Origin of the sequence: Desulfitibacter alkalitolerans DSM 16504 (genome assembly GCF_000620305.1) — a bacterium.
In the GTDB taxonomy this organism is placed as follows: Bacteria; Bacillota; DSM-16504; order Desulfitibacterales; family Desulfitibacteraceae; genus Desulfitibacter; species Desulfitibacter alkalitolerans.
On the sequence record NZ_KK211100.1, the window covers coordinates 1,119,618 to 1,146,390 of the forward strand.

Consider the following 26,773-nt stretch of genomic DNA (forward strand, 5'->3'; position numbering starts at 1 on the left):
CCTCTTTTGAAGCTACTCTCTGTTGCTGAGGAATGTCCCCAACTTGGTGTACGGGGACACACCTCTTTTGAAGCTACTCTCTGTTGCTGAGGAATGTCCCCAACTTGGTGTACGGGGACACACCTCTTTTGAAGCTACTCTCTGTTGCTGAGGAATGTCCCCAACTTGGTATTTCTACTCTAGCATATTCTTTACCTGCAAAGTAGAGATTTCCTTTAGAAGGAAATCTCTACCAGTTGTTTGCCGCCATCCCAGTTGACCCTGGCCCCAAAGGCTTGACTAATAAACCTTAAGGGTACAAGGGTTCGTCCCTGGGTTACTTTAGCCGGCACATCCAGCTCCTCTGGAGTGCCATTGATATTAGCACTTTTATTGCCTACAAAAAGCTCAACATTTTTTCCTCTGCCCGTTAGGGTAATCTGCTGCAGTTCACCCTTCCAACCAACATTTACCCCCAGGGCCTCCCCTACAGCCCTTACGGGAATTAATACCCTTCCCTGCTCCATGACCGGTGAAACATCTGTGGGCAGTAAACCACCGTTAACCATTATCTTAATTCCTGGAATGCCGTCTAGGCTTGGTGCAGGAATTGTCTCATTAACCACATTAATCATTGCTATGTCTTCCCTGGATTTACTATTGTCCATAAACACAAGTCTGCTGTCGCTTATAGATGGATGGGTCTGGTGATGCTGTTTATTGCTCAACACAATTTCCCTAGAGGTATTTAAGTCATATCCATAAATGTCCCATCTTTGGTTGCGAAAATCCTGCCATACAACTATGTTTCCAGAAATCTTGGGAAACTCCTGGTCCCTTTGTGCACCGCAAATTAATCTGCTTTGACCTGTTTTAAAGTCATAAAGGTAAATATTGCTCCTGAAGTCTCTATTATCTTGATATACAAGACGTTCTCCCTCTAGATACGGACTAAATTGGTCTCTTTGCTCGGTTACCACAGGAAACTCTTTTCCTGTCTTTAAATCGGCCCCATAAAGGTCCCATTTTTGATTGCGGAAATCAGTCCACACAATTCTATCATTCCAGATGGTTACTGTAATTTGTCCATCGTGGTGTGCCCTTCTGTTACCGTCAGCATCAAATTCTTTTCTTAAGAAGCCGTAATTATGCCTGGCAACTCTTTTAGTTTCCTTGGTTGATATATTATAAGCAAAGATATCCCAGCTATTATCCCTGTAATCAGACCACACCACCCAGGGATAATAAACCTTGGGGCTTCTTTTTTCTGAGCCTATAGTTGTAAGCCTACTGGTTTCTCCAGCTGCTATATTATATAGATTTATTGACTGGACATTAAAAGAATTGTCTATCCAAACAACATATTTTCCGTCTGTGTGGGGTGCATACTGACTGCTGCCTGTGCTGCTTATTCTTTTGGTTTCCTTAGTAGAGAAGTTATACAAAAAGATACTTGGGCTGCCTCCCAGGTGATCCTCATAGACTAATATATCCCCTGCTATTATTGGAAATTTCTGGTTGCCCTGTTGATCAACTATATATGTGGATGAGGCAGCAGCAGGTAGGGCTAGTGCAAATAATAGGAACATGACGAAAAACATTGTTGACACTTTTTTTGTAAGCATACTTATCCCCCTTTTGATTCTAAATATCTACTAACTTCTACTAACTTCCAAACGAAACTTGTTTACGTTATTAGCTGAAGATAAAGAAGACTTGGTTCATATGGGGTTTTAGCCCCACCTGAACCTTAGCCGTACTTATTTCGAGCTTATAGCCTGTTAATCCCCATTAGTTGGGGACATTCCTGTCCCCAGGAATATCCCAGACTTCAGCAGGTGTGTCCCCTTTCCTTATGCGAGGGCGGGGTCTTACAGGCTGTGCGAAGATAACTTTAGGTCAAACCAACCAGAAGAACCGTCCCCCTGGTTGCCCCTGGTTGTTATTCTCGCTGCAGTGCCTCTATTGGCTTCATGGAAGCAGCCTTCATGGCCGGCCATACTCCAAAGATTACACCTACGCCTACTGCAAAGCCAAAGGATACAATAACTGAAGTCAAAGACACTGCAGTCTCAGGACCCAACCTGCCAACTAGATTGGCACCACCAAAACCTAATAATATTCCAATAACACCCCCTACACCGCTTATAATAACTGACTCAACTAAAAATTGTATTAAAATATGATGGTTCATGGCACCAATGGATTTTTTTATGCCAATCTCCCTGGTTCTTTCAGTTACAGATACAAGCATGATATTCATTATGCCTATACCCCCTACCAGCAGCGAAATACTGGCAATTGCCCCCATAACCAGGGTCATAATCCTGTTCATCTCTTCTACCTGCTGCAGCCATTCCTGCTGGGAATGTATGCCTACCGCATCAGGATGACCATATTTCTTTTGAAAAATTCGTTTTAAATGAACTGTAGCTACCTTTGTGTCTTCTGCACTGTTTGCCTTAATGGATAGGGCGTGAATTCGATTAGTAGCCATAAGCCTCATGGCAGATGTGACAGGAATAAAAACATTCCTATCAGGTCCGATAGCATATTCCTTGCCCTTTCTTTCCATGACCCCTACCACCAGGAAGCTTTGTCCTTGAATGTTTATGTTTTGGCCTATGGGATTAGTACCTTTAAACAGGTCCTCTACAACTTGATCCCCTACTACAGCCACCCTTCGCCTGTGAAGAACATCCCCTTCAGTGAGGAATCTGCCACTTGCAAGCTTGCTGTCAGTTACAACAAGATACTTTTCCGTAGTACCAGAATACCCAAAATAGTCTCCGTGATTTCTCCATCTCATATTGGTCCAATTTTCCACATTTGGGACCACAGCCTTTATGGTTGGAACCCTTTCTTCAAGCTCTTTGACATCATCCAGGGTAAATCTTACATTCCATCCCTGGGAATACACCTGTATCACATTTGTTCCCATGCTTTCCATGTGCATCATCATCTGCTGCCTTGCCCCTGTAGCAACTGAAACAAGGGTGATGACAGAGCATACACCTATAATAACGCCAAGCATGGTAAGAAATGATCTGACCTTATTGCCCATTAGCCCCAGCCAGGCTGATTTAAAGCTGAGCATTAAGCTCCTCATGAGACCACCGCCTTTGCCTGGTTTAGCTCTGCTAGTGCCTCCCTGGCATTTATCCTGCTTTCAACCTTACTATCGCCAATTATAATCCCATCTTGAATTTTAATGAGTCTTTTACAGTGCTGGGCTATGTCACCATCGTGGGTTACTAGTACCAGTGTCATGCAGTGATCATTTAGCTCCTGGAAGATAGCCATAATCTCTTCACCTGTTTTTGTATCCAGGTTGCCTGTTGGCTCATCGGCTAGCAGAACATGGGGTTCTGCAGCCAGGGCTCTGGCAATAGCAACCCTCTGCTGTTCACCACCAGACATTTCTGTGGGTCTATGCTTTATCCTATGGGACAGGCCAACCCTATCTAAAGCCTCTCGTGTTCTTTTTATTCTCTCCCTTGTGGCTATACCCCTGTAAATTAAAGGCATTTCCACATTCTCCTCTGCAGTTAGCTGGGGTATAAGGTTATATTTCTGGAAGATAAAGCCCAACTCCCTGTTTCTAATAATAGCCAGCTGTCTGCCGCTTTTTTTCTGGATTTCCTGGTTGTTAAGAAGATATACTCCACTTGTTGGAACATCCAAACAGCCTAAAATATTCATTAAAGTTGACTTTCCCGATCCAGATGGCCCCATTATGGCCACCATCTCTCCATCCCCTATGTCTATGGTTATACCCTTTAAAACCTCAACTGACAATTTGCCATTTTTATATGTTTTAGTTATATTCTCTAATTTAATCATATCTTAACACCCTAATACTGTATTGCTTTGCCGCGTGGGCCACCAGGACCAAAACCATAGTCCATCATGTCCATGGAGCTGCCCACAACAACCATTGTACCTGGTTCTATTCCGGAAATAACCTCGGCAAATCTATCACTTGTCAAGCCTATGGTAACCTCTTTTGCCACAGGCATGCCTTCCTCAAGGATCTGAACAAAGCTTTGACCGCCCTCTTCATATACTGCTTCAATGGGAACCAGAACTACATTAGCCTTGGAATCAATAAATATGGAAACGTTGGCATTCATTCCTCCCCGCAAGCCTTCAGGTGCCGGTATATCTATTTTCACGGGAAAACCTGCCAGGCCTTCCCTGGTCTCCCCCATGAGGGCCACCTCATAAACAAGGCCCGCAAATTCAACACCAGGCATTCCATCTACAGTGATAACAGCCTCCTGTCCCTTGTGGACCTTTGCAATATCATATTCGTCAATCATAATGTCTACCCGCATCATGTCATAATTTGCAATTTTAACAACCTTTGTTCCTACATTAACCTGGTCGGTTTCCTGAACAAAAACTTCTACTACAATGCCATCTATGGGGGCTCTAACCACCATGTTCTGCATCTGGTTTATCTTATTTTCAAGGTCAAGCTGCAGACTGCTTATCTGCAGCCTGTCACTTATAACATGGGACATTGCATCCCCTTCCTCAACAGTAGCTATAAGCTGCCCCTTGTTGACCCAATCTCCGTTTTTGGCATATATATTGGTAATGGCACCGCTAACATTAGGCACTATATTTTCTTCTGTCTTGTATCGTACTATTTCACCCTGCTGCTGCACCTCTATACCCGGCAAGCTAAAAATTACCTGGGGCTTCATCCCTACCTTTAGCAATCCAGGGTTGTTAAGGAGTATACTTATTCTATAAGAAAAACCCTGGTCTCCCGGAATTGGATTAGACTCTATTTCATGAATTGATGCCTGCATTTCTCCAGTAAACTCGCTAAAGTAGACCTTGACCTTATCTCCCTTTTTTACATTATTATATATCTGGCTTGTAGCCAGCACTTCAACTACAAGGCCGCTGTCATCCACAACCTTTCCTATTAAAGCTCCCGAAGATATCTCTTCTCTAACCTTATATGTAAAATCTGTAAGTCTGCCGCTGGCAGGAGCAACTATCCTTAATGCCTGCTCTGCACCCACCTGGTCTATTTTGTCCGGTGTGGTATTTAAGCGTCTGGCCAGCTGTATCTTTTTCTGGTCAAGCTCTAATTGTTTTTGCTGTATCTCCATTGCCAGGGTGGTATTTTCCAAGACTATTAACTCCTGTCCCTGGTTTACCCTATCTCCTGGCTTTACATTAACCCTTTTTACCGTTCCGGCTGCTGCTGAGCTTACCTCCTGATCCTCTATTGGAAGTAGTGGTCCCCAGCCTTCAACTACAACCTCCAAATCCCCCATGGTTGCCGGTGCCTCTGCAAAAACAGGTGGTTGATTCATTGGATCCCTTTTAGCCTGATACCATTTCCAACCCCCAAAACCTCCCCCAACTAAAACTGCTAGAATTACTACTGCAATGATAACCTTTTTCATAACTTACCCTCCAGTTTACATTCTCCATAGGGCTTAAACGTCCCCTATATATAGACTATATAAAAGCAATTTTTGTTTCACTTTTGCTATAAAAAAATGGCAATTTTTTATTTCAGTCAACTTCTAGAAATACCCGACAGAATCCTTTCTTATAAAACAAAACTTGGCTTGCGCCAGTAGTTCTAGCATTTTTAATGCGTAGAAATACCAGTCCTTTAGGGCGCCAAGTCTTTGACGCTGGCGGAAGCCTTAGTCTTTGTGAATACTATCTACATTGTGGAACTTATACTTTCTGATAGTGTAAACAAAATAAGCACTTCCAGGTAAGTTAGGGAAGCACCTATTTAGTCAAGCTCCTTATAAGCCTCAAAGCTATTTGTTTTGATTATCATTATAAAACTCATGTTCAGGAATCTGTTTTAATATTCTTAATTTATCAAGATTTTCAATAATCAGGGTGATTTTTTTACTTATTTTGTTCACATCAATATCAATATTCATCTGCATTAATCCCCCTATTAAGTACATCTGTATTGAATTCATTTATCATATAAGTAATATCTCCATAAGTTTTAAATACTTTTTCCATAAAATCAGATATTTCATCAAAATCTCTTTCATATATAATTTGCCCGCTTAATGCTTCAAATTTCATGATGACTGATGCTTTATTAAGGTTTAATAAATCTATGTTTTCAAAGCTTAATATGCCGCTTAATTCATCTAATATTTTCATTTCCTCCATCATACTTATTTTATTGTCAAAGAGGATGGCAAAATCTATATCGCTATCATTTCTTTGAAACTCAGTACCATGGGAACCAAATAGTATAGCCAATACAACATCACTTCTATTTTTAAAATAACTCTTTAATTTCTTTTTATCTTTTTGAGTTAAAACCTTCACCCCGGTGCACTCCTTTTCAGATGCCTTACCTTTATTTTATATAATGCTAGGTCAGATGTCCATATAATTCAGGCATGGGTACAAGCTGGCAATCCATATAAAAGCCCCGGTTAAACTGTAACCAGGGCCATAAAAATTTTTTCTAACTCTATTTAGTTTACTCCATCATATTAATCATCTGCTCATATAATTCCCTTTGTGTCATGGCATTGCTTACATCAGGCAGTTGGATCTCTGTTTCAAAGTCATATAACTCATAGTCACCCTTCATGTTCATGGCAAAGCTCATAGGACTCTCTGGACTCATGCCAGGTAATGAATACTTCATGTCCATTTCGAAAACCATACGTTCAGTCAATAGGGTTTCCTTGTTAATATAGGTAACAACATAGTAGGTTGCCTCCATGGTATCAAGCATGGCTTCAAAGGCCATTTGGATTTCCCTGTTAACTGCTGTCATTTCCTCCTGCTCGGACTCGGAAAGCTCAAAGCCCCCCAACAATTCCTCCATGACCTTTTTAAAGGTTGCACTATCTACATAGTTTTTTACAGTATAGTACTCCCTGCCGTCAATTACTGCATCTTCTCCAAAAATATAGATTATGCCAAACTGACGCATCATTTCCAGGGATTGTTGAGGCGAAGCCTGAATAAGGTTATTCAATTCCCCCATCATGTCCATTCCAGCAAGGTCTTGAACAACCCACTGGTCAAAATGGGGCATCTTCTGGTAGATTGCATTATCAAGCCAGACCATTTCTGTAACCACTGCACCGTCTAAGCCTAACACTGCCAGTTCATCAGGTGTTAGTTCCCCTGTATCCCCGGAAAGGTTCATAGACTGTTTCATATACATGGCTAGCGGTTCCTGCTGAAATACACCTTCCATGAGCATTTCCATTTGTGGTAATTGAGGAACCTCCCCTGCTCCAGAAACACTAATGCTCATTAGTGCAGTACCCTTCATTCTGTATGTATTTGCTTCTTGAAGAAGCTCAGTTGATTTAACAACCAGCTCATCAGCAGTCCAACCATCAGCCTTTTCTCTCCAGGAAATCACAACCTGGTTATTTTTGGCATCCCAGCTTACTTCCCCACCCCTGGCTTCAAAGAACTGGCGAAGGGGCACGTAGCCTTCTTGTTCAATGGTGATCCCAGGGAGCTTGGCCAGGGATTTTACTGAAATGTAGCTTACTCCCTTTTCTACATAAACATCAGCTTCAATTGTTTGGCCATTTAATGACAGACTTACCTGATTACCAGCAATGGCTGACGGAGCCGCCAATAATAAAGTCAAAACACCTATAATTATCAGCAGGCCAATTTTCCTTGCGTTAGTATTCATTTTCTTTCCCCCAATACTATTTTTTCTTAAAAAGCAAAGGATTCTAATGCACCCTTGTTCCTTATCAAGAGGGGCATTAGAATCTAACTTTTCATACTTATTCCATTCTTCCTTAAATTTAAAATTCCTTCCCCCTGGGCAAAATATTTCCAGCATTAAGAGATTAGCTGCCCTTAATCTTAATCAAGCACTAATTAAAGAGTATGATATTCTCCCTGTAATCCCTCTGCAGATCTTTTTCCAAAAACTCTAAAAACCTTGTAAGCATTGCTGCAGCCTCAGCACGTGTCATAACCTGGTTGGGATTAAAGTTATTTGCCGCATCACCATGAACCAGGCCAATCTCTCGTGCAACATAAACACTATCCCTGGCCCAATTTGGTATTCTAGCATCGTCATTAAACTGGGTTCTAAAGCCAGGTTTTGGTGCTTTACTCTCAAAGCCCAGGGCCCTAACTAGAATAGTCACAGCCTGGGCACGTGTTAGGGGATTGTTGGGTCCAAACTCAATGTTGGATACCCCCTTAATTATTCCCCTCTCAAGGGCAGCCATTACATAATTGAAGTCTGGATCAGTAGAGCTCACGTCTTTAAAGGGGGACAGGTCATCTTCCGGCTCAGCGTATCTTGTTCTCCGCGTTGGTCTTTCTTCTACCATGGCATTAGGCTGAACCTTGATGCTGCATGCCCTGATAATTCCCTTTGTAAACTCTACCCTTGTCATTGGCACATCTGGCAGAAAATACTGGTCTACATTATCAAAAACATCTAGTGAATACATCCGACGTATATTATCCTCAGACCAGTGACCTCCAACGTCCCTGAATTTGGGTACAATGAGGCTTTCCAGTTTGGGTACAAACTTCTTTGACAGCTGCAGCACTCCCCTGTCCCTTCCGCTGGCATGGGGTATGCCATTATCCATTCGAGGCATATTATACTCATACATTGAAACCATTTCCCTGTTGGTTATCCTAATGTGTCCTCCATCAAAGCTGATCAGATTTGGAGCACTTTCAGTATAAATTAAATTCTTATGTGTACTGTCTGATGCCTGTACCCTGTAGGAGCCTCCCCAGGCTGCATCCTTCATGGTATCCTCTTCATCTTCCTCGCCCTTTACAAGGACCTGCCTTTGAGAATTAATAACGTAATCTATTATCTGGGTTTCAGTCTTACCCCAGAAGTTCTCATAGCCCACATTGCCGCCGGATATATCAATGGTTACCCTGCCTTGATTATTATTGATGTTATATATTTTCTTGCCTGTAATATTACCTAAATAGTAAGTTGAGGCAGGTCTATTATCTATCACATCTGATTTGGAAAAGAAAAAGTCGGCCAGAACATATTTGTCACCCTTTAGTTCGATGGTTTCTCTGTAATTAGACACTTTAGTCTGACCTAGGGTTTGCCCCTTATCAGGCCTGTCGGTAAAGGTGGTTATGTAGGACATGGTCCTGTCAAGCTTACCTTGTATTAAGTTATCCGCCGGCCTTAATGTGAAACGATAGGTATTTGTAAGTGACGTTCGGGTCCCCCTTTCAGGTTCAGTAACGGTAACAGTGCCTATGAACTTGATAGGTTCGCCGCTTATAAAGACCCATTCCTCATATTCATATTCGTTATATACCCCACCCAAATAATCAGGAGGTACTGCCAGACCAACTCCTGCAGCAGCCATTAGCACCAATAGTATTGTCATAAAACGAATAAGCCTTAGATAAAACATGCAGTGACCTCCAGTTTTTTAGAATAAAGGATTTAAAACAGCTTTACTTGACTATTACCACCCGGCCCCTGAAATCATCTCTTACCATATACAATCTGTCCCCAGTTCTCAGGTCTTCAGGTGCAATAATTTTTCCTTCCCTGATTACCAGGCTCTCTTCCAGGTTCACCCTGACAGAAGTATTCTTGGGAACCCAGCTTTCATGCCGATTGCTCCAGTCACTGGCATTTCTTAGAAGTATTGTCCAGCCCACATGATAGTCGTCGGCAATTGTTTCAATAATTCCAGTAGTAACCCTTTGCCTCAAGAGTGAGTCAAGGTTTTTCATTATGCCTATAGAGGCTATCCTGTCACCATCAGTATAAATATAGGCATACCAGTTCTTAGCTTTATCTGCATTTCCGCTATAGGGTCTAGAGTAAAATTCAGCTGGACTGATAAACTCCCTGGCTTCCATGTTATAAAGGGAGGTGTCATTGTCATAAAAAAGCTCCTTTTCCTGGTCAAAGCCTTCCCACTGATTCTTGTTTAGTACAAAGAAATCATTAATCCTCACCAGGTCTTCAACAACCATGTCAAGCCTGCCTGCATACAAATGGTGGCTGCCCATATTGGAGTTGTTTATATCCTCATTAAGTATATAAACCAGACTGGCAAGTCTACTATCGCCAAAGCCATCACTAATTACAAAGGCATCAGCCTGGGAGGATAAAGAGTACATGTCAACTATCCTCTCATTTTTTACAACAATGGTGCTGTCGTTAAAGCTAAAGTTTTTATTATTACCCAGCTCAAAGGCCTGGGTGTACCAATTAATATCCTGAATCTTGCCATTGTAAAAGGCCTCATGCCTGTTTTTCAAGAGCATCCTGTCAATTCGTTCTGTATTAAAGAAGTCCCTGGTCACCATGTACACAGTGGTGCCGTTGTAGAAGCTTAAGTTGGTAATTGGAATTTTAAAACCGCCAATATACAAGGGAATATCCACACTATAGGGGAGGCTCATGTAGTTGTTGTGCCTCTGCCAGCTGCCATTTCTAAATACCTGTGCATCCTCCAGGGAAATAGAGTTGGAAAACCTGTTAGACGAATTTAAAGTACCCTTGTAAATATTCTTGATACGAATAGAATCCCCTTCAATTACTATTCTGCTGGCAACCCTGCTTTCCGCCTCATCAAAATAAAGCTTGATTCTATCACCCACATAAAGGACATCCAGGGGTACCCTGACACCCTTTTTCTGCACCAGGGTTACAGGAGATGCAAAGTATGTTTCCTGATCCCCTGTTGCCAGGCTCACCTGGATCTGGTCCCTGTCTATTCTGGCAACAATGCCAGTTCGAACCTTACTGCCTGGAGCAATATATCCCAGGTTTACAGTAGAATACCCTTCAAGAAATTGTACCTTGCCGTCTCTAACCTGGGCATAAACCTCTATGCCTGGGAGAAAATCAGCTAGAAGCACCGGCCTGTTGTCAATTAAAAGCTGGGCTTTCTCATGAACAGGGAGCTTGTACAGGATCCCGTTGTATTCTTCAAGTAAAACAAAATCGCTGCCCCTGTCCAGCAGGTATCCTTCCACTGTGCCCTGCCTTACATTGGAGTAAAGCTGTGCCCATGCAGCAGAGCTGAAGAACATGAACAGTACTGCAAGGATTATAAGCTTTAATAATTTTTTCATCCATCCTACCTCCTGCTCCCTATAATAACATATCTGCCCAGTCTGTCTGTAACCCCCGTGATTATACTTGAGCCTGGTTCATATGTGGTGTACTCAACTGGCGTCCACACACCCTTATAATCATCATATCTATGAAGCTTAAGGTCATTCAATCGTCTCATATCCGCCTTTACCTTATCAAAATCAATGCTAAAGTTTATAAAGGAGCGCAGGTAATCTACTTTAATATTTTCCCTTCCTATATATAGAGAAGCTTCTAACATATAAGCTGGGGATAGATTATTACCCCCTGGTATATTAAGGCTTTCATTAACAGGAGCTATTCTAAAACGCACACCGGCATCAGCCCTGCTTCTATTGCTGTTAACAGCAGCATTATTAAAGACACTTGGATTAAATTTCATTGTGAAATCTCTGCCAATTACAGTAATATCCCTTGCCCCACTGCCGGCTATAACAGATGCCGGGATGCTCAGCACCACCTCACTGCTGCCGGCCAGCTGTCCCCTTAAGAGGTCTATGACAATCTCCCTGGTGTCAAAATCCCTGGTTCCAATCACCACATCTGCCCTCTGGCCAGCCCTTGTAAGCTGGGTATTCTCACTAATGGTTCCGTCAGTATCAGGATAGCCGACAGTTCTCCCTGTCCTTACTGTGTTGCTTTGTTGTGATGGTTTGGAAGAACCAAAACCTCCTACAGCTTTTACCACAAACCTGTAATCAGTTCTAGGTTCTAAATTGGAGTAAAGGATGCTTGTGTGCTTGGTTGATTCAATGAAATCCATTCCCTTACCATCTATTATGACATAAACCTCATATTCATGGGCCCCAGGCACTTCTGACCAGGTAACCCGGATAAACCTGTCATAGACTAGTTCAGCAGTTACACCCTCTGGGGCATCAAGCTCCGGCAGGGTATAGACTATATTCTGATAAAGGCTGCTGGCACCTCCATCAGGATTAACTACAATTATGCCCTTATCACCAAGGCGTCCCTCAGGGGTCTTTACTATTAAAGTTTCCGTATTCTCAAGGATAACCTCAGGAGCATCCTTTCCAGACAGGAGCAGATGGGGCATGCCGTCAATGTAAATAATGTTTTTAGCAGTTTCAATCTCCCCAGACGTTAGCTGCCTTAGCTGTGGGTTAAATACAACCCTGGAGCCTGCCTCATAACCTGCACCCTTGAGCTTGATTCTTTGCCCTCCTTCAACAGAAATAGCCGTAACAAGCCTTGTTTCTGTTGGATCATCTGGATCAACAACTGTATTAATTGCCGGACTGCTTATATAATAAAATACTCCACCTGGCCTTGATAAAGCCCCATCATGGTTTTCCACCTTTACCTCTACTGGTCCTGGAACATTGGCAGGTGTAATTACCTCAATTCTTGTATGATCTATTCTGTTTACCTGGTGTGCAGGTACCTGTACCTCCCCAAAGAAAACAAGGGGAGGATTACCATCAGGGTCTAACCTAAAGTCCTTGCCAGTAATAGTCACCCTGGTGCCACCCTTGGCAGGTCCCCTGTTAGGACTAATGGCACTTATTGAGGGGAAGGACTCGGCTTTTATAAAGGTAATGTATATGGGCCTTGGCTTTGTCTGGTCTGAAAAGGCAAGACCTCCATCCTCGTTTTCCACTATTACTCTAAAATATTGTCCTACAAGGTTTTCATTCATCTCAGGCATGACAAAGGTCAAGCGGTTAGGAAGCTCATAGTGGATATCATTGGGCTGGATAACCAGGAAATCGCCAATGAGAATTCTAGCATTTTCTCTAAAATCTCCACCTACAATACCAATCCTGTTTCCACCCTTGTAGTCCAGCCTGAGGACTAATGCATCCTGATTTTGAATAGTTTCACCCTCTGGAAGCCTTCCATCCTTGGTCATGTTGGTAATGAAAGGCTTACTGTCAGGATTTCTGTACTCAAAATTGCCCTTTGCTGAGCCTCCATCTGGATTTATGATTTTGACCTCAACCCTGCCAATGGTATAGTATGAGGGAACCCTTAAACGTATTTGTTCTGGACTCATATACTGGGCTTCTGGTGAATATCCCCTTTCAACTATTAACCGCCTGTCAACAACTCTTAAACGAATAAGCTCCCAGCCCTGGTATGAAGCACCACTTTCATCCTTTAGCTGCTGAGCATTGATAAACCTTTCTGCCTCATTATAGTCAAACTCCTGTTTATAGATTTTGCCTCCTTCATTTATCTGAAGGGCTATCCTGCCTTGAACAACATTATATTGAACAGTCAGTCCACCAGCCAGGGAAACTATTGGGTTACCACCGCTAATCCAGCCGGAGTTTGGCTGATCAATTGGTATCCCTTCATTACTTACACTGCCAAAACGCACCCTTACTGTATCCCCTGTACCTGGGTACTCAATCTCCCTTGTCAGCTCCCCATCCCTTTCAAGGAGTGTTATCTTACCGGGTGAAAACTGCTTGCCCAGGATGTCAGCCCATTCTCCACCCTGTCTTCTGCCTATGGATGGGGTGATGCTGGTAATGCTTGGCGTTGATTCTATATACCTGTAGACCTTATCCCTGTTGGAAATGCCGCCGTCCCTGTTCAAAACATAGACCTGTACGTTGCCGGCCCTGCCAGGTGGACTAATGACCCTGAGGTAGCCTTCCTGACAGTCTATAACCTGTGCCCTGCTATCTCCAAAATATACAATGGGTGCATCAATCAGCTCACCAGCAGCATTTCTTGCAAATAGAAATTCTTTGCCCAGGATTTCAACAATATTTCCTCCTGCTGCACTGCCCTGACCAGGGATTATTTGAGATATTCTTGGCTCGCTGGAAGGTATTACATATGCAAAACCATTTTCCAGTCCAAAGCTGCCGCCATTGCTGTTTAACACCACAACAGGCACTGAAATCCTGCTGGTATTTTTCCCAATAAAATTCTCAAGGGCATAGGGAGGCACCTTAACCTTTATCTGCCTCTTGTTGGAACTAATTATGGTATCAGCCGCAGCAATTTCCACGCCATCTATATAGACCCTGGTCTTAAACTGACCTGTATCCTGGAAGTTGTCTCCATGTATTTCAATATAGTAGCCCCCTTCATAGGAGCCAAAATCTGGCACTATGGCAGTTATCCCCGGGGCATTTTGGGGATCTTCACGGTAATGGAACTTATTTGCACCTTTGGCTGATTTAGTATCTGGGTTTACAACTGCCACATCATAATGGCCGTTTATCATTTTGGGCACCCAGAAATAAATTGTTTCACTGTCTATTACCTTAACCCTGTGCCCAACAATATTTCCAGTTACGGAATCCACCTGATAAGCAGTTTTCACAGACATGGCAAACTTGGCACTTCCATCCTGATGGAGTACTGTGAGCAGCTGTTTTCCATTTGAATTGTCCAGCTCAAGGCCATAAAAGCCCTGGGAAGGACCTTCAATCTTTTCAGCCAGAAAGGGAGGTTCATCATGACCTGGATTAGGATTTACAATAATTCGGTACCTGTTGCCAAAGCCATCATAGAGCAGGATGCGACCCTGTATATCCCGTTCAATTGCATAATAATTTAGCGGATCTTCAGCTGTAGCAGCCCTTTCTAGAATAATACTATGGGCATAGGGGGCAAGCTCCACACCATCCTGTGTTAACCTGAGCAGCTCTTGACCTCCTGGTGCCATGTAGTCCCTCAAGGCTATTTTTTTGCTATCGTCCCTGTTGTAGGTGTTAATATCCTGGCCACCAAGATAGATTCTTGTCCCTATTATCTTATATATTTCAAAGTCATTAAACTGCACATTTGTCGCTGAAGGGTCAGGCTTGAGAAAGTGTTTACCCTTAACTACTACCAGGGTATTCTCTGAACCAGAGGTTGGTGAAAAGGACTTAAACTCAGGCTCTGTATAGGTTTCAACATAGAAAAAGTCCCACACAGCAATACCGCCATCAACACCAGGATTTACAACCTGCAGTTGGGTTGGCCCTGGCCTGCCCGGAGGTGCAGTAAAAGTAATGACAGTGCCAGAACCGTCTCTTTGAATATTGGGAACCTCTTTTCCTTCAATAAATACCTTGACACCTGGCAGGAACTGGCCGCCAAATATTCTTACAGTTTCTCCACCTTCAGTGGCAACAACATTTGGTACAACATTATCAATATTGGGAACCCTTTGCACGGGAACCTTAATAAATCTAATACCCGACACAAGGGTATCAGAATTAATGAATTCTGTAGGACTGTTGCGCAGGGGATTCCTGACATAAATATCCCGGGGACCTTCCTGGGGAACAGCAATGCCCTGGGGTAATTTAAAAAGTATCTTTGTACCCAGCTCTCTACCTCCAACACCATCAACAACATTGCCGTCCTTGTCAAGGACTACCATTTCAACATACCTTTGTTCAGGTGTATTTTCACCTGGTGATATATTTGGGTTAAATTCTGGCAGACCCACTATTTTTACTAACGGCAGCCACACCTTATTGTCGTGGCGGTGGACAAAAAAGAATTCTCCATCAAGGGCTATCCAGAGGTCCATGTCAGTAGTGTTGTCTCCCCTGAGGGGGACCTTGTCAGGAATAACTGTTTTTAACACAGGGGTAATCCTGGACGTAATAAATGTATAGCCACCTGGCAGTACCATTCTTTCTTTAAACACGTAGGTTTCGCCATCAGCAGCCTCCAGGGTGGTTTCTGTTTCTACCACCACATCCTTTCTGGGTGAAATTGCCGCATCAGTAACCTCTGGAGTTCTAATGAGCAGTCGGTCCAAATTGGTGCTGAAGGTGCTGCCAGTTCTAAATGCAGCATTATTGGCAATGAGCACCCTGACCTCTTTTGTGATTGTTACATTTTTATTCTTATAAGTACCACTGCCATAATCCAAAGTCAGAAGTATACCTGTGGGAGAAATAGTTTGTACTGGTGCTGATGGATCAGATAATATAAGTCCCTCCACATTTAGGCTGCCAAGACGCAAACCAGTTATCTCAGCATCAGAGCCTGTATCTGGACCTTGATTTGGCTGGATGCTGAGAATTCTTCCCTTGGAGCTCCCATCTATCACAGTAAATCTCTCCGGCACAAATACACTATCCACCATTTTCCCAATTACTGTTTCTCGCCAGACCTCCTTCATGGGGTCTTTATGGTCTGCTATCAGGTTTGTTATAACTACATAGTATTCACCAAGAAAATTTGCCTCTCCTGTAAAATCAGGAACCTCTACTACAAGAACTCCATCCCTGTAGCTTACATGTCTGGCCTTGTTGCTGTTTTTATAAACTGAAGTTCCATCTATCTCCCTGAGGAAAAAAACACTAGATTCTGGAAGATTGGTACCTTTAAAAAAGACCTGGTCTCCCTTTTCTCCCCTGTTTGGGAACATTTCTAAATCTGGTATAACCAGCTCTTCTATCAAATGGAATTGATCCTTGAACTCAAATTTAATATCTACTGGAATGCCAGCTGGAGTTGATGTGCTTTTGGTAAACAAAATATTCTTGAGTCCAGGAGGAGCATTTAAGCCAGTACCAACAGCATTGTTGTCATCTACAAAAAAACCAATGGGGAAGGAAGCATAAGAGGTTCCCCTGCCATATTCAGCCTTGACATTGACCCCATCAATTTCATCAAAATTCGACCCTGCCATTTCAAATAATCCACCAGGCCTGACAACCCTCCTAGTCTTAACCTCACTTAACTGGGGCATGCTGCCTATTTCCACTTTATATTCCTTGCCGTTGATGTAGATACTGTCACCAATCTGGTTTTGGTCCAGGGTTCCATAAAATGCATTATGAAACTGGGGAAGCTGGTCCTCAAGGACTACTGGCTTGCCTGTACCCCTTGGGACCACCATTACACTTTCAATATAACTGCCTGTTACAGTAATCTCTGTTACTTCTATTTGACCCTCTCTGTTAAAAGCCTGTCCAATGGAAATATAGGTTACGGTATGCTCCTGGGTGGGAGCCTCCTCTGCAAGAACTGCCGCTGGAAATATATTAAATACAAAGACAACCAGCAGCATTAAGGCTATCAATTTTCTTTTTGTCATGGCTTCTCCCCCTACTCAACAACCACAAATATTCCAGGATTAAAGGTCTGCAGCACTACTCTTCTATCAATAAAACTAACAGTATAATAATCAACATTGTACCAGCGTCTTGTAAGCTCGTCATAGCGAAGGACCTTCAGGTTATCTCCACTTGTATTTCTATAGGGAACAGATAACCTGGCCCGGTCAAATCTAAAATTTTCCCCTGTCAGCTGGATCAGGTCTGACCTGATGCTTTTGTCCCATAAGCGTGCTTGCATTGATTGGGCTAGAAAGGGCTCCACCCGACCCAGGCTAATCACAGCCTTATCACCTCTAGCGGTGCTGGAAGCTGACAACCCAAAAATGGTTATATCTGCCCATTTGGATCTTGCAGCAAGCTCACCTATTCTGTCACCACTTCTGCCCTCAAACTCAAGCTTACGTATAAGTACCTCTTCCCCCATTAGCTCGTCAAGGTTAAAATCAAGGGTTCTAGCATCTCTATATCTGGATGAAATGACCAGGGTATCCTCACTAGTTTTTAAGGAGCTAATTACGTCACCCTGGCGTATTTCTTGTTTCACCCTGTACTGGTCATTAGGTATATGGTGGCCTTCGTCTATAACACTAAATGCCCCATGGGCAATTGTTTCATGATTAGCAGTATTTATGACATAGACATCATATAAGCCTGGTTCAAGGCGTCTGCTGCCAGAGGGAAGATAAACCTCTAAATAACTGCCTCCGTCAGACACGTACACACCACGTGCCCTTGTGCTGCCGAAGTAAACATTAACAGTTTCATAATTAAAGAAATTTCCGGCAATAATTATTGGCATGCTGCTATCATAGTATCTTGTTACGCTGCCAGGGGAAATACTGGTGATATGGGGTATGCCCATTGTGGCAAAGCTCCACGTTAACAATTGATTGCCAATTGGAAACGGGTTTTCATCCTCCAGGACTACTATATGTGAATTAATTATCACATCATAGACCGTTTGGGGATTTAACAGCTTAACAGGTATGTAGAGATGGGCTTCATTATTAAGAGAATCCTTCTTAAATAGATAATTTGCTATATATTCATCCCTCTGTGCTGAATCCAGGGCCTGAATTATGTTTAGAAATTCAAAATCAATGAGGTTGGCATGGCTGGAGCCCTTTGGGAAAACCCTGGAACTTCTTATAAGGCTTAATCCCAGCTGATAGTTAAACTCCAGCTTTCCCAATTCATCCTCAAAGGTAACTTGTATAAAATACCTGTCAACATTGTCTATCCTTTTGCGGTTTATTTCCCTTTCATCATGCCATCCGTCTTCATCTGGAAATATCCTGAGCACATTAAATTTATATTCCTCTACATTTATAGCTGTCTTATCACGGTCAGGATCGTTGATTAGTATTCCGGCACTATAATCATATACAGCAAAGGAAACAGAGTAATTTCCAATGGCATTAATGGAAGCGTAAAAGGTAGTTGTAACTCCCTCTGGTCCTCCATAAAAACCCTCCAGCACATAATCACCCATGGGAAATCCTCCAGGAGGCCCCCAGGCCAGAACAAGTGTGGAAGCATCCTCCTCGTTAACTCCAACTTTAGCCCGCTCTTGGGTATCAGTAACTATTTCCGGCATTTCTCCCTCTACTTCCAAAAGCTCTATATCAGCAGCCTCCAATCCAGGAATAGCTGCATAAAACCTGATGAGATTTTCCAGATCATTTTCAGCAACTGGCCCAGTTACTGTAATTGGCAGACTGAAGGGAAAGCCCCTGGCGACATTAATATGCCCCGCCTTTACCTCCAGATTGGTATTGATTTCTTCTGCTCCAGAGTTAAAGGGAAATGCAAAGGCTAAAGCAAATAATACCGCCACTGCAATGAGCAGCTTCCCAGTATACCCCATGGGTCCTTCCCCCTAAAATTAGTTATATACTTTTATTATCGGAATTTAGAGGTTCACCTTTAACAAAAATATTTTTACATATCTGTCCAATAATTTTGTTAATTCTTTGAACATAAAACAAGACTTGGCTTGCGCCAGTAGTTCTAGCATTTTTAATGCGTAGAAATACCAGTCCTAGCAGGGCGCCAAGTCTTTGACGCTGGCGGAAGCCTTAGTCTGGTGAATGACGAACTTAGACGTTCTAATGTCGGCTATGCAGCTTAGACGCTGCGTTTTAGACGACCACTATCTACCTTGTGGAACTTATACTGATAGTGTAAAAAAACAGGGGCTTTTTCCCCTGTTGAAATCAAAGTGTTTGTTAAGTTAATCTTCTATTCCAGCACTTTTACAACAGCACTAATGTACTTCTCAAAATCATCAAGATTATTACGGATAATGCTGTATATTTCTTCATCATTAATATCATCATATAGATGAACAGCTCTGTTTCGGAACTTAACCATTTTTAAACATACCTGCAAATCGCTTTCAGCTATTAACCCCTTCTTATGCATTATCTGAAATGCTTCACCGTAAGTCTTTGGAATTCCCCAATGATTCCTTGATACTATATGGTTTGCCAGGTCTATCATTGCTTCAATTGCAATCTGCAAATATCTTGTAGCCGCCGCAGGTAAAATGGCATCACCAATAAATTCCTCCTTTGGCCTATTACTTATTCTTTTGAGCATCTCTACCTGATCTTTAATAAATTGTATTTTTTTTATAACCTTATTTTTGGCTATCACTGGCCTGGCCCTCCAAAAGAACTGCTTCATAATCTTCATAAAACTTATCCATGTCTATCTTATAGTCGAGATAATATTTAATTACGTATTCCTTAAAATCAGCAAATAAAACTGGGTCTCTTACAAACACCATTCTTCCAGTTAAAAGAATCTCATACTGCAATTCTATGGAGACTTCATTTAAAACTACAATATTTACGTCTTCTTCTCTTAGGTGGTTTGAAATTATACTATCAACTTGAAGCTTTTTATCAATATCCCATTTTACATTTGGTATGAGTAGTATAGCCAAGTCTACATCGCTTAAGGGAGTTTGATATTCTGTTCCATATGAGCCATACAGCAAACAGGCAAGAACTTCAGAATTATTGTTGCAAAGCTTAGCTAATTCCTTTAACTTTTCGTCTATATTTATTTGCTTTAAATCTCTAGATATACGTACCATTTATGCACCTTCACAGTTCATACATATTCTATTGTGTATTATTATAACATAATTTTCTAATATAATAGCCGTTTTTCAGCTTTAAATTGTTAGAAATCGAAGAAACTGTTAAGATTATGTTAAAGAAGTTGCTTGTAACAACAAATGTTATATAATAACCCTATAAGTATTAACAACCTTGTTAACAAACTTTAAGAAAGAAGTCTCCTTGCTCTAAACTGCCTTGTTCTTATTTTAAGAAGAATTTTCCAAGAAAAGTATCGAATAAGATATGAATTGTATATTTACTTAATTAAAAGGGAGTTGTTTAATTGTGGATATCAGCAGTCTTGTTATCAAGGATTTTCTTGCAAAGATTAATTCTGAAAAGCCCATACCAAGTGCTGGTTCTTCTCTTTCAGTTACAGGTTCCCTGGGTGCATCACTTCTTGGTTTAACTGCTAAAATTACCTTAAGAAAGGTCCCAAAATGTGACCATGATATGCTTAAGGAGCTGGCTCACAAGTCCGAAAAGACCTCACAAAGATTCCTGGAATTAGGCGAGGAGGACATCCTGGTGTACAAGCAAGTCATAGCCAATGAACCTGGGTCAGTTGAAAAGGCTATCGAGATTCCCTTGACCATGGCAAGAATGGCCCTGGACCTTGTTAAAACCTATGAACAGGTTATACATACCTGCTATAAACCAGTAAAGGGTGATGCATGGCTGGGAGTTGAACTTCTAAGAACTTGTGTGAAAAGTGCAGTATATATTGCAGTGGTTAATGTGGATTTTTTCAAGCCAGAAAATAGGGAAGAATATCTAGAGCAAATTTTTGCCATTCAAGATGAGATAGGAGTTCAGTGCAGCCCAGATGGATGCACCATACAACTTGATAAATAAACAGGATTCTTGGATAAAGAAGAAATAGCTGATAGTGTTGTATGTTATTTTTATTATTTATAAGATACAACACTATTTCCACCTTGTTTTTTTGACAGGTACATGACCTCATCAGCCATGATAAACAATCGTTCCAGGCCAAGTTCAAAAGAATCCAGAGCCTGAGAAGAAACTACACCAATACTTGCAGTAATTGATACAGTATCCCCTGTCATGGTTAATATTTGCATTTCTTCAATACTCTTGTTTATTCTTTTAGCAACAATAACAGCATCTTCAAGTCTTGTCTCAGGCAGGATAATAATAAACTCCTCTCCACCAAGACGTCCAAATATATCATAGGGGCGAATGCATTCCTTGCATTGTTCTGTAAAGGCAACAAGCACCTGATCTCCCGTAGCGTGCCCATATTTATCATTTATACTCTTGAATTTATCTATATCCATTAGGATGACTGCAAGGAAACTATCTGGGTAGCGTTTCAACCTGTTTAACTCCTTTTGCCCAAGCTCAATGAGTTCCCTCCTATTAAATATACCGGTCAAACTATCCCGTATGGCTTCGTCACGCAGCCTCTCAATCAAATTAGTCCTTTCTGTGCAGTCACGAAGGGTAACAAGGCTTCCTCTTATCTGTCCCATTTGGTCTTTTATAGAGGAGATTCGAAAATCATAAATAGATACACAATCTTTATTTTCCAACTTGACTTCAAGGTGTTTCGTATCCCTTTCTCCTGCTTCCTTAAGGGTGCTGCTTATTAAACCTGGGCTTACCTGGTCAATTTGGAGTCCAATATCCTGTTTAGACATACCTGTTATTTCTATTGCTGAAGGGTTAATATCTACAACACGGTTTTTATCATCCAGAACAATTACTCCGTCATCCATGTTTTCAAATACCACATCACGTGCCATGGGTAAAAGATCAAGAAACTTGTAGCGAAACAGCGCCCAGGTAATGATTATACATGAGATGCTAAAAACTGCCGTGGTAGTGTTATAAGGACTTGGTGAATGGCCGGCAACATATAGAATGTCCGCAATCAAAGGAATAAAAATAGCAATAATCAACAGTATAATCTGGGGTCTGTATATTGAGTGAAGTCTGAAGTAAACACGCATAAGCGTGATAAGTGCAGCAAAAATCAAAATGTAGCTGTAGAGAGCATGTACATAGTAAAACCAAAATCCATAATCATAATCCACCAGCAGCATTGTATTGCTGTATAAAAGCCTGGGCTCACCCCAGAACCAGTTAGGTCTAGGAACAATCCATATAAGGGTATTGGTAATGAAGGGTATGACAGATAAATACAACCAAAATCTCAAGGGCCTAATCTGCCCTGTATAGGTTAAGATCAAATTAAGCCAGGCCAGGGGCAAAAAAGTTATAGCAATAAACTGAAGCTTTACTATGAATATTTTTAATTCAAGGCTGTTTGCAGCTATTTCAAAGGCAAAGGTAATTGACCAAATAAAAGCACAAAACATCAAATAAAGAAAAGCACGTCCACTTGTGAATTGACGTTTATACCAGGTGATAATAATTAGCACTAAAATAATGGCTGCTGAAAGCAAAAATGCCCACATATCAGATGTATAAACCAAGAATTATTCCTCCTGTGCCCGAACAAATAAACAAACAGAAATTTAATCCAAAAAATGCGGCAGAGATATTTGACAATTTCTCTAAAAATCCTACAATTTCCTGCAAAAATAATATAAGTTAATCTAAAATAAAGATACCCGCCAGGTTCCATCTCCCAGCGGATAACCAGATAACCAGGGCTGCAGTTTGAAAACCGGGTTAAATAGCCCCACAGCCCTATCATGTCAATTTTTTCTTTAGCTCCTTGAAAAGTTCATCGGCTTTATGGTATTCCTCTTCAAGGATAAGTCTTTCCCCAACCTGCTGCAGCTGACTGAGTAAGTCTTCCAACTCCTCCTGAAGCTCTGCTGCAGTCTTCCTGGATAAATCATGGAGTAAAACAGGTTTAGCTCTTTTTGTCAGTGAATATTCTTCAAGGTAGTAAGGTATGTGGGTTTCAATTTGATAGTTTTCTTCGATTAAGGTTTTTAAAGTTGAACTTTCCCCAACCTCCCCGTGTACTAAAAAAATCAATTCAGGTTTGTGAGTAATGCTGTTTATCCACTTAAGGATATCCCCTTGATCAGAATGGGAGGAGTATCCTTTAATACTTTCAATTCTAGCATTTACAGTGATTTCTTCCCCATGGATCCTTACCTTTTTCGCTCCATTTAAAATAGTTCTTCCAAGGGTTCCCTCAGCCTGATAGCCAATAAATAAGATTGTGGAATTTGCCCTCCAGAGATTATGTTTCAAATGATGCTTGATACGCCCTGCATCACACATGCCGCTGGCAGATATAATTATTGCTCCACTTTTTATATTGTTAATTGTCTTGGACTCTTCCGCAGTTCTAGTAAACCTCAAGTTTTTAAATGTTAATGGACATCTGCCAGTTTCACGGCTAAAGTCCTGGGCAGCTTCATCAAAGCTATCTGCATTTTTACAGAATATTTCTGTGATAGCTATTGCCAGCGGACTATCCACAAAAATATTTTCAGGATTAATCCTTCCTTCTTGAATAAGTTTATTTAAATCAAAAATCAAATCCTGGGTTCTTTCTACTGCAAAGGCAGGGATAACCACGTTGCCTCCGCGTTTAAAGGTTGACTCTATCACTTCTGAGAGTTTTTCTATTCTTGCTGCCTCATCTTCCTCATCATGGTTTCTAGAGCCGTAGGTGGATTCTATTACCAGGAAGTCTGTACCCTCCAGGATTTCAGGGTCATCAACCAGGGGTTTATCATAATTCCCCAAATCACCGGTAAATGTTACCTTTTTTACCCCATCAGTACCTTTAATCCATATTTCTATAATTGAAGACCCAAGAATATGTCCTGCATCTGTAAACCGAAGGGAGACATTATCATTAAGCTTAATAATTTCATCATAGCCCTTGCCTTCAAAAAGCTTAATGCATTCCTCTGCATCTGAAACAGTATATATGGGCTCTAGCAGAGGTTTACCTGCCCTGAGGTTTTTTCTATTCTTCCGCTCAACTTCCATTTCTTGAATATAAGCACTGTCGGGAAGCATTACAGCACATAACTCCTTGGTGATTTTTGTTGTTATAATAGGGCCCCTATAGCCTTTTTTATATAATTTAGGAATACGCCCACTATGGTCAATATGGGCATGGGTCAAAAGCACCCAGTCTATCTCATTAGGCTCAAAGGGGAAATCCCCATAGTTTCTTTCCTTGATAGCCTTGCTTCCCTGAAAAAGGCCGCAGTCAACAAGCAGGCTCTCCCCGGTATCAGTTTTAACCAAATAACAAGATCCAGTAACAGTTTCAGCCCCGCCGCAGAATATAATTTTCATCATGCACCATTCTCCCTGTAATTTTTTAACGTTATATCTTTGTAATAAAATAATACTACAAACCTGGGGAAATTAGTGCTGTTTAATTGTAGCTTTATATCAAAATTCTGTACATTTTTAAGTTTTTTAGTATTATTTTAAAAAAAATGTCTAAAAAGTGATTTTCTTCGTATAACATTTATTAAAACAACTTTATCTTACTCAAGGGAGGTCGTGATCTTGTTTAAATTTATTAACAAAGCAAAAAACCAGAAGGGTTTTACTCTGGTTGAATTAATGGTAGTTGTGGTTATTATAGGAGTTTTGGTAGCGATAGCGATTCCTGTGTACAGTAATGTGACACAAAGTGCTGAGAGAAGATCCGTAGAAGCTAACCTAAGAACTATTGATGGTGCAATTACTACATACTACGCTACCAACGGAACAACTGCAACTGCACTTAATGATGTAGGAGACTTAGTTAGCGATTATTTGGCTGTTGAACCAGCAGGCCCAGGAACAGCATCATATGGTCTTGTTGGCACTGCACCAAATCAGAGAGCCACAGTTACTAGCACCGCAGATGTAGGGGGTCACACACTTGCTGGACAGACTTTGGATAATCTGCCTTGGTAATATAGCAATAGCCAGTTCTCTACAAGAGGGCTGGTTTTTTTATGTCTGGACCTTCTTCCAGAATTTCCTAAAAGGGGTCAGTCCCCCATCAATAGTCCCCCATCAATATTCTTTTTCCTTCTTGGCCATCAGCCTATAGTGCAGCAGGTTTCTCTCCACAAAGGGCATAACACAGTATTTGATGAACTCTTCTTTTAATATCTCATCATTGTCTTTTATTGCTGAGACTAAATGAAGCTGTCTGTAAGCCCTGTGTATCTTTTTTGCACTTTCCAGTATTATTTGAAAGCTTTTTGTAAGAAGCAGCGCGTCAATATGCCCGTTATCAAAGAAAATCTGAATGGTATTATCCTTTTCAGGGTGCTTATTGTAGCAGACTATTTTTGAAAGCACAACGTAACCCCATGCCCCATCCTCCCTGGCTATTGGCTTCCTCATCTTAACAGGTACAAGCACTAAATCCTGGTGTAAGGGTATAGGTACTGAAATCTTCCTATCAACAAGCTTTGAATATTTTGTACGAGCCGTTTCCACATCTACTGTAAAAACCCTTGCCAGGTTTTTAACAACAGTACACATCTTTCTGCTGTCTGTAAGGACCCTTCCATCATCTAAATGGACCTGCGTCACATTGCCCCCTTCTTCATTATATACGGGGACAAGGCAGTTAATATTCTGCCATATGCCCTCAAAGGATAACCGCTCCATATATCCCACCTCCTATGCTGAACTAATTATAAAACGAACATATGTTTGTTGTCAAGGCAGTTTTTACTTGATTTTCCATATTTATTCTCTCCACCACTGCCGGGTAGCCCATGTCCCTCAATGCTTGAGCCGTATTCAAGGCAATATTTTTGTCGAAATATGTTCCCAGCTTTATCTGCCACATCCAGGGAACATCCGGGTAAAGAGAGAGCCTCAAATCATCCCAGGGAAATAGCCTTCCTGGACACTTGGTTGCGCTGCCCTTAACTTCTTTATGAAGAAGTATTTTTTCCAGATTGATGGAATGCTTAATTTGAAGTTCCTGGAGAAGGATAATAAGGCTATTGATCTGCTCCGGAAAGGGATGACGCTCCTCAAAATTTCCAATAAGGGCTACTCCGATACCTCTAAAATTCATCCTGTCGGCTATACAATGGGCCCCTGGGATATCCAGGGGCCTTCCAGTGATGACCTTGCCGTCATTTTCTATAACATAGTTATAACCAATATCCCTGAAGCCTTTGCGCAGATGGTTTCTTTTTACATGTCCGGCATCTGCTTCCTCCGCCCCTGTGTGATGGAGTACAATAAATTCTCTAGGATGCATTTTTCTCAACCACCCTTCCAAGATTATTAATGGCAACGGTTAATTCATCAAGCTTCTTTTCTACCCTTACCAGGAGATAAATGGCCACCACCATGGGAAAGCCAAAATTCCCCACCTGGGTAAAAATCATTTCCATTTTTTCACCCCCATTTTTATTAAAGAAAACTTGCCTTTCGCCAAGCCTTTTGGCGCCAGCGAAAGCCTTATATAAAATAGCGGCCCATGTCATGGGTCAAGAGGTCACAAGTTATATTTCAGGCCGCAAACCACAACTAATGTGCAGTTTGGAGAAAAAACAGGGGGT

Annotated in this window: 20 protein-coding genes; 2 read left to right on the plus strand and 18 right to left on the minus strand. The window is 41.6% G+C overall.

Annotated features, from left to right (window positions below; translation table 11 throughout):
• Positions 1-215: 215 nt before the first annotated feature.
• The 13 genes from K364_RS0111100 to mntA (K364_RS0111160) all read right to left on the minus strand — a co-directional run bounded on the left by K364_RS0111100 (position 216) and on the right by mntA (K364_RS0111160) (position 20,248).
• The gene (locus K364_RS0111100; protein ID WP_028308087.1) at positions 216-1,604 is read right to left on the minus strand and encodes a stalk domain-containing protein; all 1,389 of its coding nucleotides are present in this window, start codon (positions 1,602-1,604) and stop codon (positions 216-218) included.
• Between the two features lie 317 nt (positions 1,605-1,921).
• Positions 1,922-3,088, minus strand: coding sequence for an ABC transporter permease (locus K364_RS0111105; protein ID WP_028308088.1), 1,167 nt, complete (start codon positions 3,086-3,088; stop codon positions 1,922-1,924).
• Entirely contained in the window at positions 3,085-3,822 is a 738-nt protein-coding gene (locus tag K364_RS0111110) for an ABC transporter ATP-binding protein (RefSeq protein ID WP_028308089.1), read from the minus strand. The genes K364_RS0111105 and K364_RS0111110 overlap by 4 nt, the downstream gene beginning before the upstream one ends.
• An 11-nt stretch (positions 3,823-3,833) precedes the next feature.
• Positions 3,834-5,408: an efflux RND transporter periplasmic adaptor subunit gene (locus K364_RS0111115; protein ID WP_028308090.1), complete on the minus strand. Its 1,575-nt coding sequence runs from the start codon at positions 5,406-5,408 to the stop codon at positions 3,834-3,836.
• Positions 5,409-5,780: 372 nt separating this feature from the next.
• Complete coding sequence (locus K364_RS27585) at positions 5,781-5,909, minus strand: hypothetical protein (protein WP_277995568.1); 129 nt, start codon at positions 5,907-5,909, stop codon at positions 5,781-5,783.
• Complete coding sequence (gene mntA / locus K364_RS0111125) at positions 5,899-6,315, minus strand: type VII toxin-antitoxin system MntA family adenylyltransferase antitoxin (RefSeq protein ID WP_028308091.1); 417 nt, start codon at positions 6,313-6,315, stop codon at positions 5,899-5,901. Before mntA (K364_RS0111125) ends, K364_RS27585 begins: the two co-directional genes overlap by 11 nt.
• 157 nt (positions 6,316-6,472) lie before the next feature.
• Positions 6,473-7,660, minus strand: a complete 1,188-nt coding sequence (locus tag K364_RS0111130; protein WP_035269043.1) for a DUF6612 family protein — start codon at positions 7,658-7,660, stop codon at positions 6,473-6,475.
• 190 nt (positions 7,661-7,850) lie between these two features.
• The gene (locus K364_RS0111135; protein ID WP_028308093.1) at positions 7,851-9,392 is read right to left on the minus strand and encodes an S-layer homology domain-containing protein; all 1,542 of its coding nucleotides are present in this window, start codon (positions 9,390-9,392) and stop codon (positions 7,851-7,853) included.
• A 43-nt stretch (positions 9,393-9,435) separates the two neighbouring features.
• On the minus strand, positions 9,436-11,073 hold the full coding sequence (locus K364_RS0111140; RefSeq protein ID WP_028308094.1) for a hypothetical protein: 1,638 nt from the start codon (positions 11,071-11,073) through the stop codon (positions 9,436-9,438).
• 5 nt (positions 11,074-11,078) lie between these two features.
• Positions 11,079-17,123, minus strand: a complete 6,045-nt coding sequence (locus tag K364_RS23735; RefSeq protein ID WP_051533978.1) for an IPT/TIG domain-containing protein — start codon at positions 17,121-17,123, stop codon at positions 11,079-11,081.
• Between the two features lie 11 nt (positions 17,124-17,134).
• Positions 17,135-19,012: a hypothetical protein gene (locus tag K364_RS23740; protein ID WP_051533979.1), complete on the minus strand. Its 1,878-nt coding sequence runs from the start codon at positions 19,010-19,012 to the stop codon at positions 17,135-17,137.
• Positions 19,013-19,386: 374 nt separating this feature from the next.
• Entirely contained in the window at positions 19,387-19,803 is a 417-nt protein-coding gene (gene hepT / locus K364_RS0111155; protein ID WP_028308095.1) for a type VII toxin-antitoxin system HepT family RNase toxin, read from the minus strand.
• Positions 19,787-20,248, minus strand: coding sequence for a type VII toxin-antitoxin system MntA family adenylyltransferase antitoxin (gene mntA, locus K364_RS0111160; protein WP_028308096.1), 462 nt, complete (start codon positions 20,246-20,248; stop codon positions 19,787-19,789). Before mntA (K364_RS0111160) ends, hepT begins: the two co-directional genes overlap by 17 nt.
• A gap of 313 nt (positions 20,249-20,561) precedes the next feature.
• On the opposite strand from mntA (K364_RS0111160), the gene K364_RS0111165 reads away from it, so the two are divergent.
• Positions 20,562-21,131 carry a cyclodeaminase/cyclohydrolase family protein gene (locus tag K364_RS0111165; protein WP_028308097.1) on the plus strand — a complete coding sequence of 190 codons (570 nt, stop codon included), beginning with the start codon at positions 20,562-20,564 and terminating at the stop codon, positions 21,129-21,131.
• 53 nt (positions 21,132-21,184) lie between these two features.
• On the opposite strand, the gene K364_RS0111170 is transcribed toward K364_RS0111165, so the two are convergent.
• On the minus strand, positions 21,185-22,738 hold the full coding sequence (locus K364_RS0111170; protein WP_028308098.1) for a histidine kinase N-terminal 7TM domain-containing diguanylate cyclase: 1,554 nt from the start codon (positions 22,736-22,738) through the stop codon (positions 21,185-21,187).
• A gap of 220 nt (positions 22,739-22,958) precedes the next feature.
• The gene (locus K364_RS0111175) at positions 22,959-24,542 is read right to left on the minus strand and encodes an MBL fold metallo-hydrolase RNA specificity domain-containing protein (protein WP_156946451.1); all 1,584 of its coding nucleotides are present in this window, start codon (positions 24,540-24,542) and stop codon (positions 22,959-22,961) included.
• A gap of 216 nt (positions 24,543-24,758) precedes the next feature.
• Here K364_RS0111175 and K364_RS27590 point away from each other — a divergent pair, with 216 nt between their 5' ends.
• Positions 24,759-25,154, plus strand: coding sequence for a prepilin-type N-terminal cleavage/methylation domain-containing protein (locus tag K364_RS27590; RefSeq protein WP_051533980.1), 396 nt, complete (start codon positions 24,759-24,761; stop codon positions 25,152-25,154).
• 102 nt (positions 25,155-25,256) lie between these two features.
• Here the strand turns inward: K364_RS27590 and K364_RS25620 are convergent, their stop codons facing one another.
• Genes K364_RS25620 through K364_RS23760 form a run of 3 tightly spaced genes read right to left on the minus strand, consistent with a single transcriptional unit; the run spans position 25,257 to position 26,605 of the window.
• The gene (locus K364_RS25620) at positions 25,257-25,862 is read right to left on the minus strand and encodes a hypothetical protein (protein WP_028308100.1); all 606 of its coding nucleotides are present in this window, start codon (positions 25,860-25,862) and stop codon (positions 25,257-25,259) included.
• A 22-nt stretch (positions 25,863-25,884) separates the two neighbouring features.
• Positions 25,885-26,469, minus strand: a complete 585-nt coding sequence (locus tag K364_RS23755; protein ID WP_051533981.1) for a peptidoglycan recognition protein family protein — start codon at positions 26,467-26,469, stop codon at positions 25,885-25,887.
• Positions 26,459-26,605 carry a YvrJ family protein gene (locus K364_RS23760; protein WP_035269068.1) on the minus strand — a complete coding sequence of 49 codons (147 nt, stop codon included), beginning with the start codon at positions 26,603-26,605 and terminating at the stop codon, positions 26,459-26,461. Before K364_RS23760 ends, K364_RS23755 begins: the two co-directional genes overlap by 11 nt.
• Positions 26,606-26,773: the final 168 nt, after the last annotated feature.

Bases quoted from the DNA above. Each gene is read 5' to 3' on its own strand.
- K364_RS0111100 (WP_028308087.1), bottom strand. From the start codon at position 1,604: ATGCTTACAAAAAAAGTGTCAACAATGTTTTTCGTCATGTTCCTATTA.
- K364_RS0111105 (WP_028308088.1), bottom strand. From the start codon at position 3,088: ATGAGGAGCTTAATGCTCAGCTTTAAATCAGCCTGGCTGGGGCTAATG.
- K364_RS0111110 (WP_028308089.1), bottom strand. From the start codon at position 3,822: ATGATTAAATTAGAGAATATAACTAAAACATATAAAAATGGCAAATTG.
- K364_RS0111115 (WP_028308090.1), bottom strand. From the start codon at position 5,408: ATGAAAAAGGTTATCATTGCAGTAGTAATTCTAGCAGTTTTAGTTGGG.
- K364_RS27585 (WP_277995568.1), bottom strand. From the start codon at position 5,909: ATGAATATTGATATTGATGTGAACAAAATAAGTAAAAAAATCACCCTG.
- K364_RS0111130 (WP_035269043.1), bottom strand. From the start codon at position 7,660: ATGAATACTAACGCAAGGAAAATTGGCCTGCTGATAATTATAGGTGTT.
- K364_RS0111135 (WP_028308093.1), bottom strand. From the start codon at position 9,392: ATGTTTTATCTAAGGCTTATTCGTTTTATGACAATACTATTGGTGCTA.
- K364_RS0111140 (WP_028308094.1), bottom strand. From the start codon at position 11,073: ATGAAAAAATTATTAAAGCTTATAATCCTTGCAGTACTGTTCATGTTC.
- K364_RS23735 (WP_051533978.1), bottom strand. From the start codon at position 17,123: ATGACAAAAAGAAAATTGATAGCCTTAATGCTGCTGGTTGTCTTTGTA.
- K364_RS23740 (WP_051533979.1), bottom strand. From the start codon at position 19,012: ATGGGGTATACTGGGAAGCTGCTCATTGCAGTGGCGGTATTATTTGCT.
- mntA (WP_028308096.1), bottom strand. From the start codon at position 20,248: ATGGTACGTATATCTAGAGATTTAAAGCAAATAAATATAGACGAAAAG.
- K364_RS0111175 (WP_156946451.1), bottom strand. From the start codon at position 24,542: ATGATGAAAATTATATTCTGCGGCGGGGCTGAAACTGTTACTGGATCT.
- K364_RS25620 (WP_028308100.1), bottom strand. From the start codon at position 25,862: ATGGAGCGGTTATCCTTTGAGGGCATATGGCAGAATATTAACTGCCTT.
- K364_RS23755 (WP_051533981.1), bottom strand. From the start codon at position 26,469: ATGCATCCTAGAGAATTTATTGTACTCCATCACACAGGGGCGGAGGAA.
- K364_RS23760 (WP_035269068.1), bottom strand. From the start codon at position 26,605: ATGGAAATGATTTTTACCCAGGTGGGGAATTTTGGCTTTCCCATGGTG.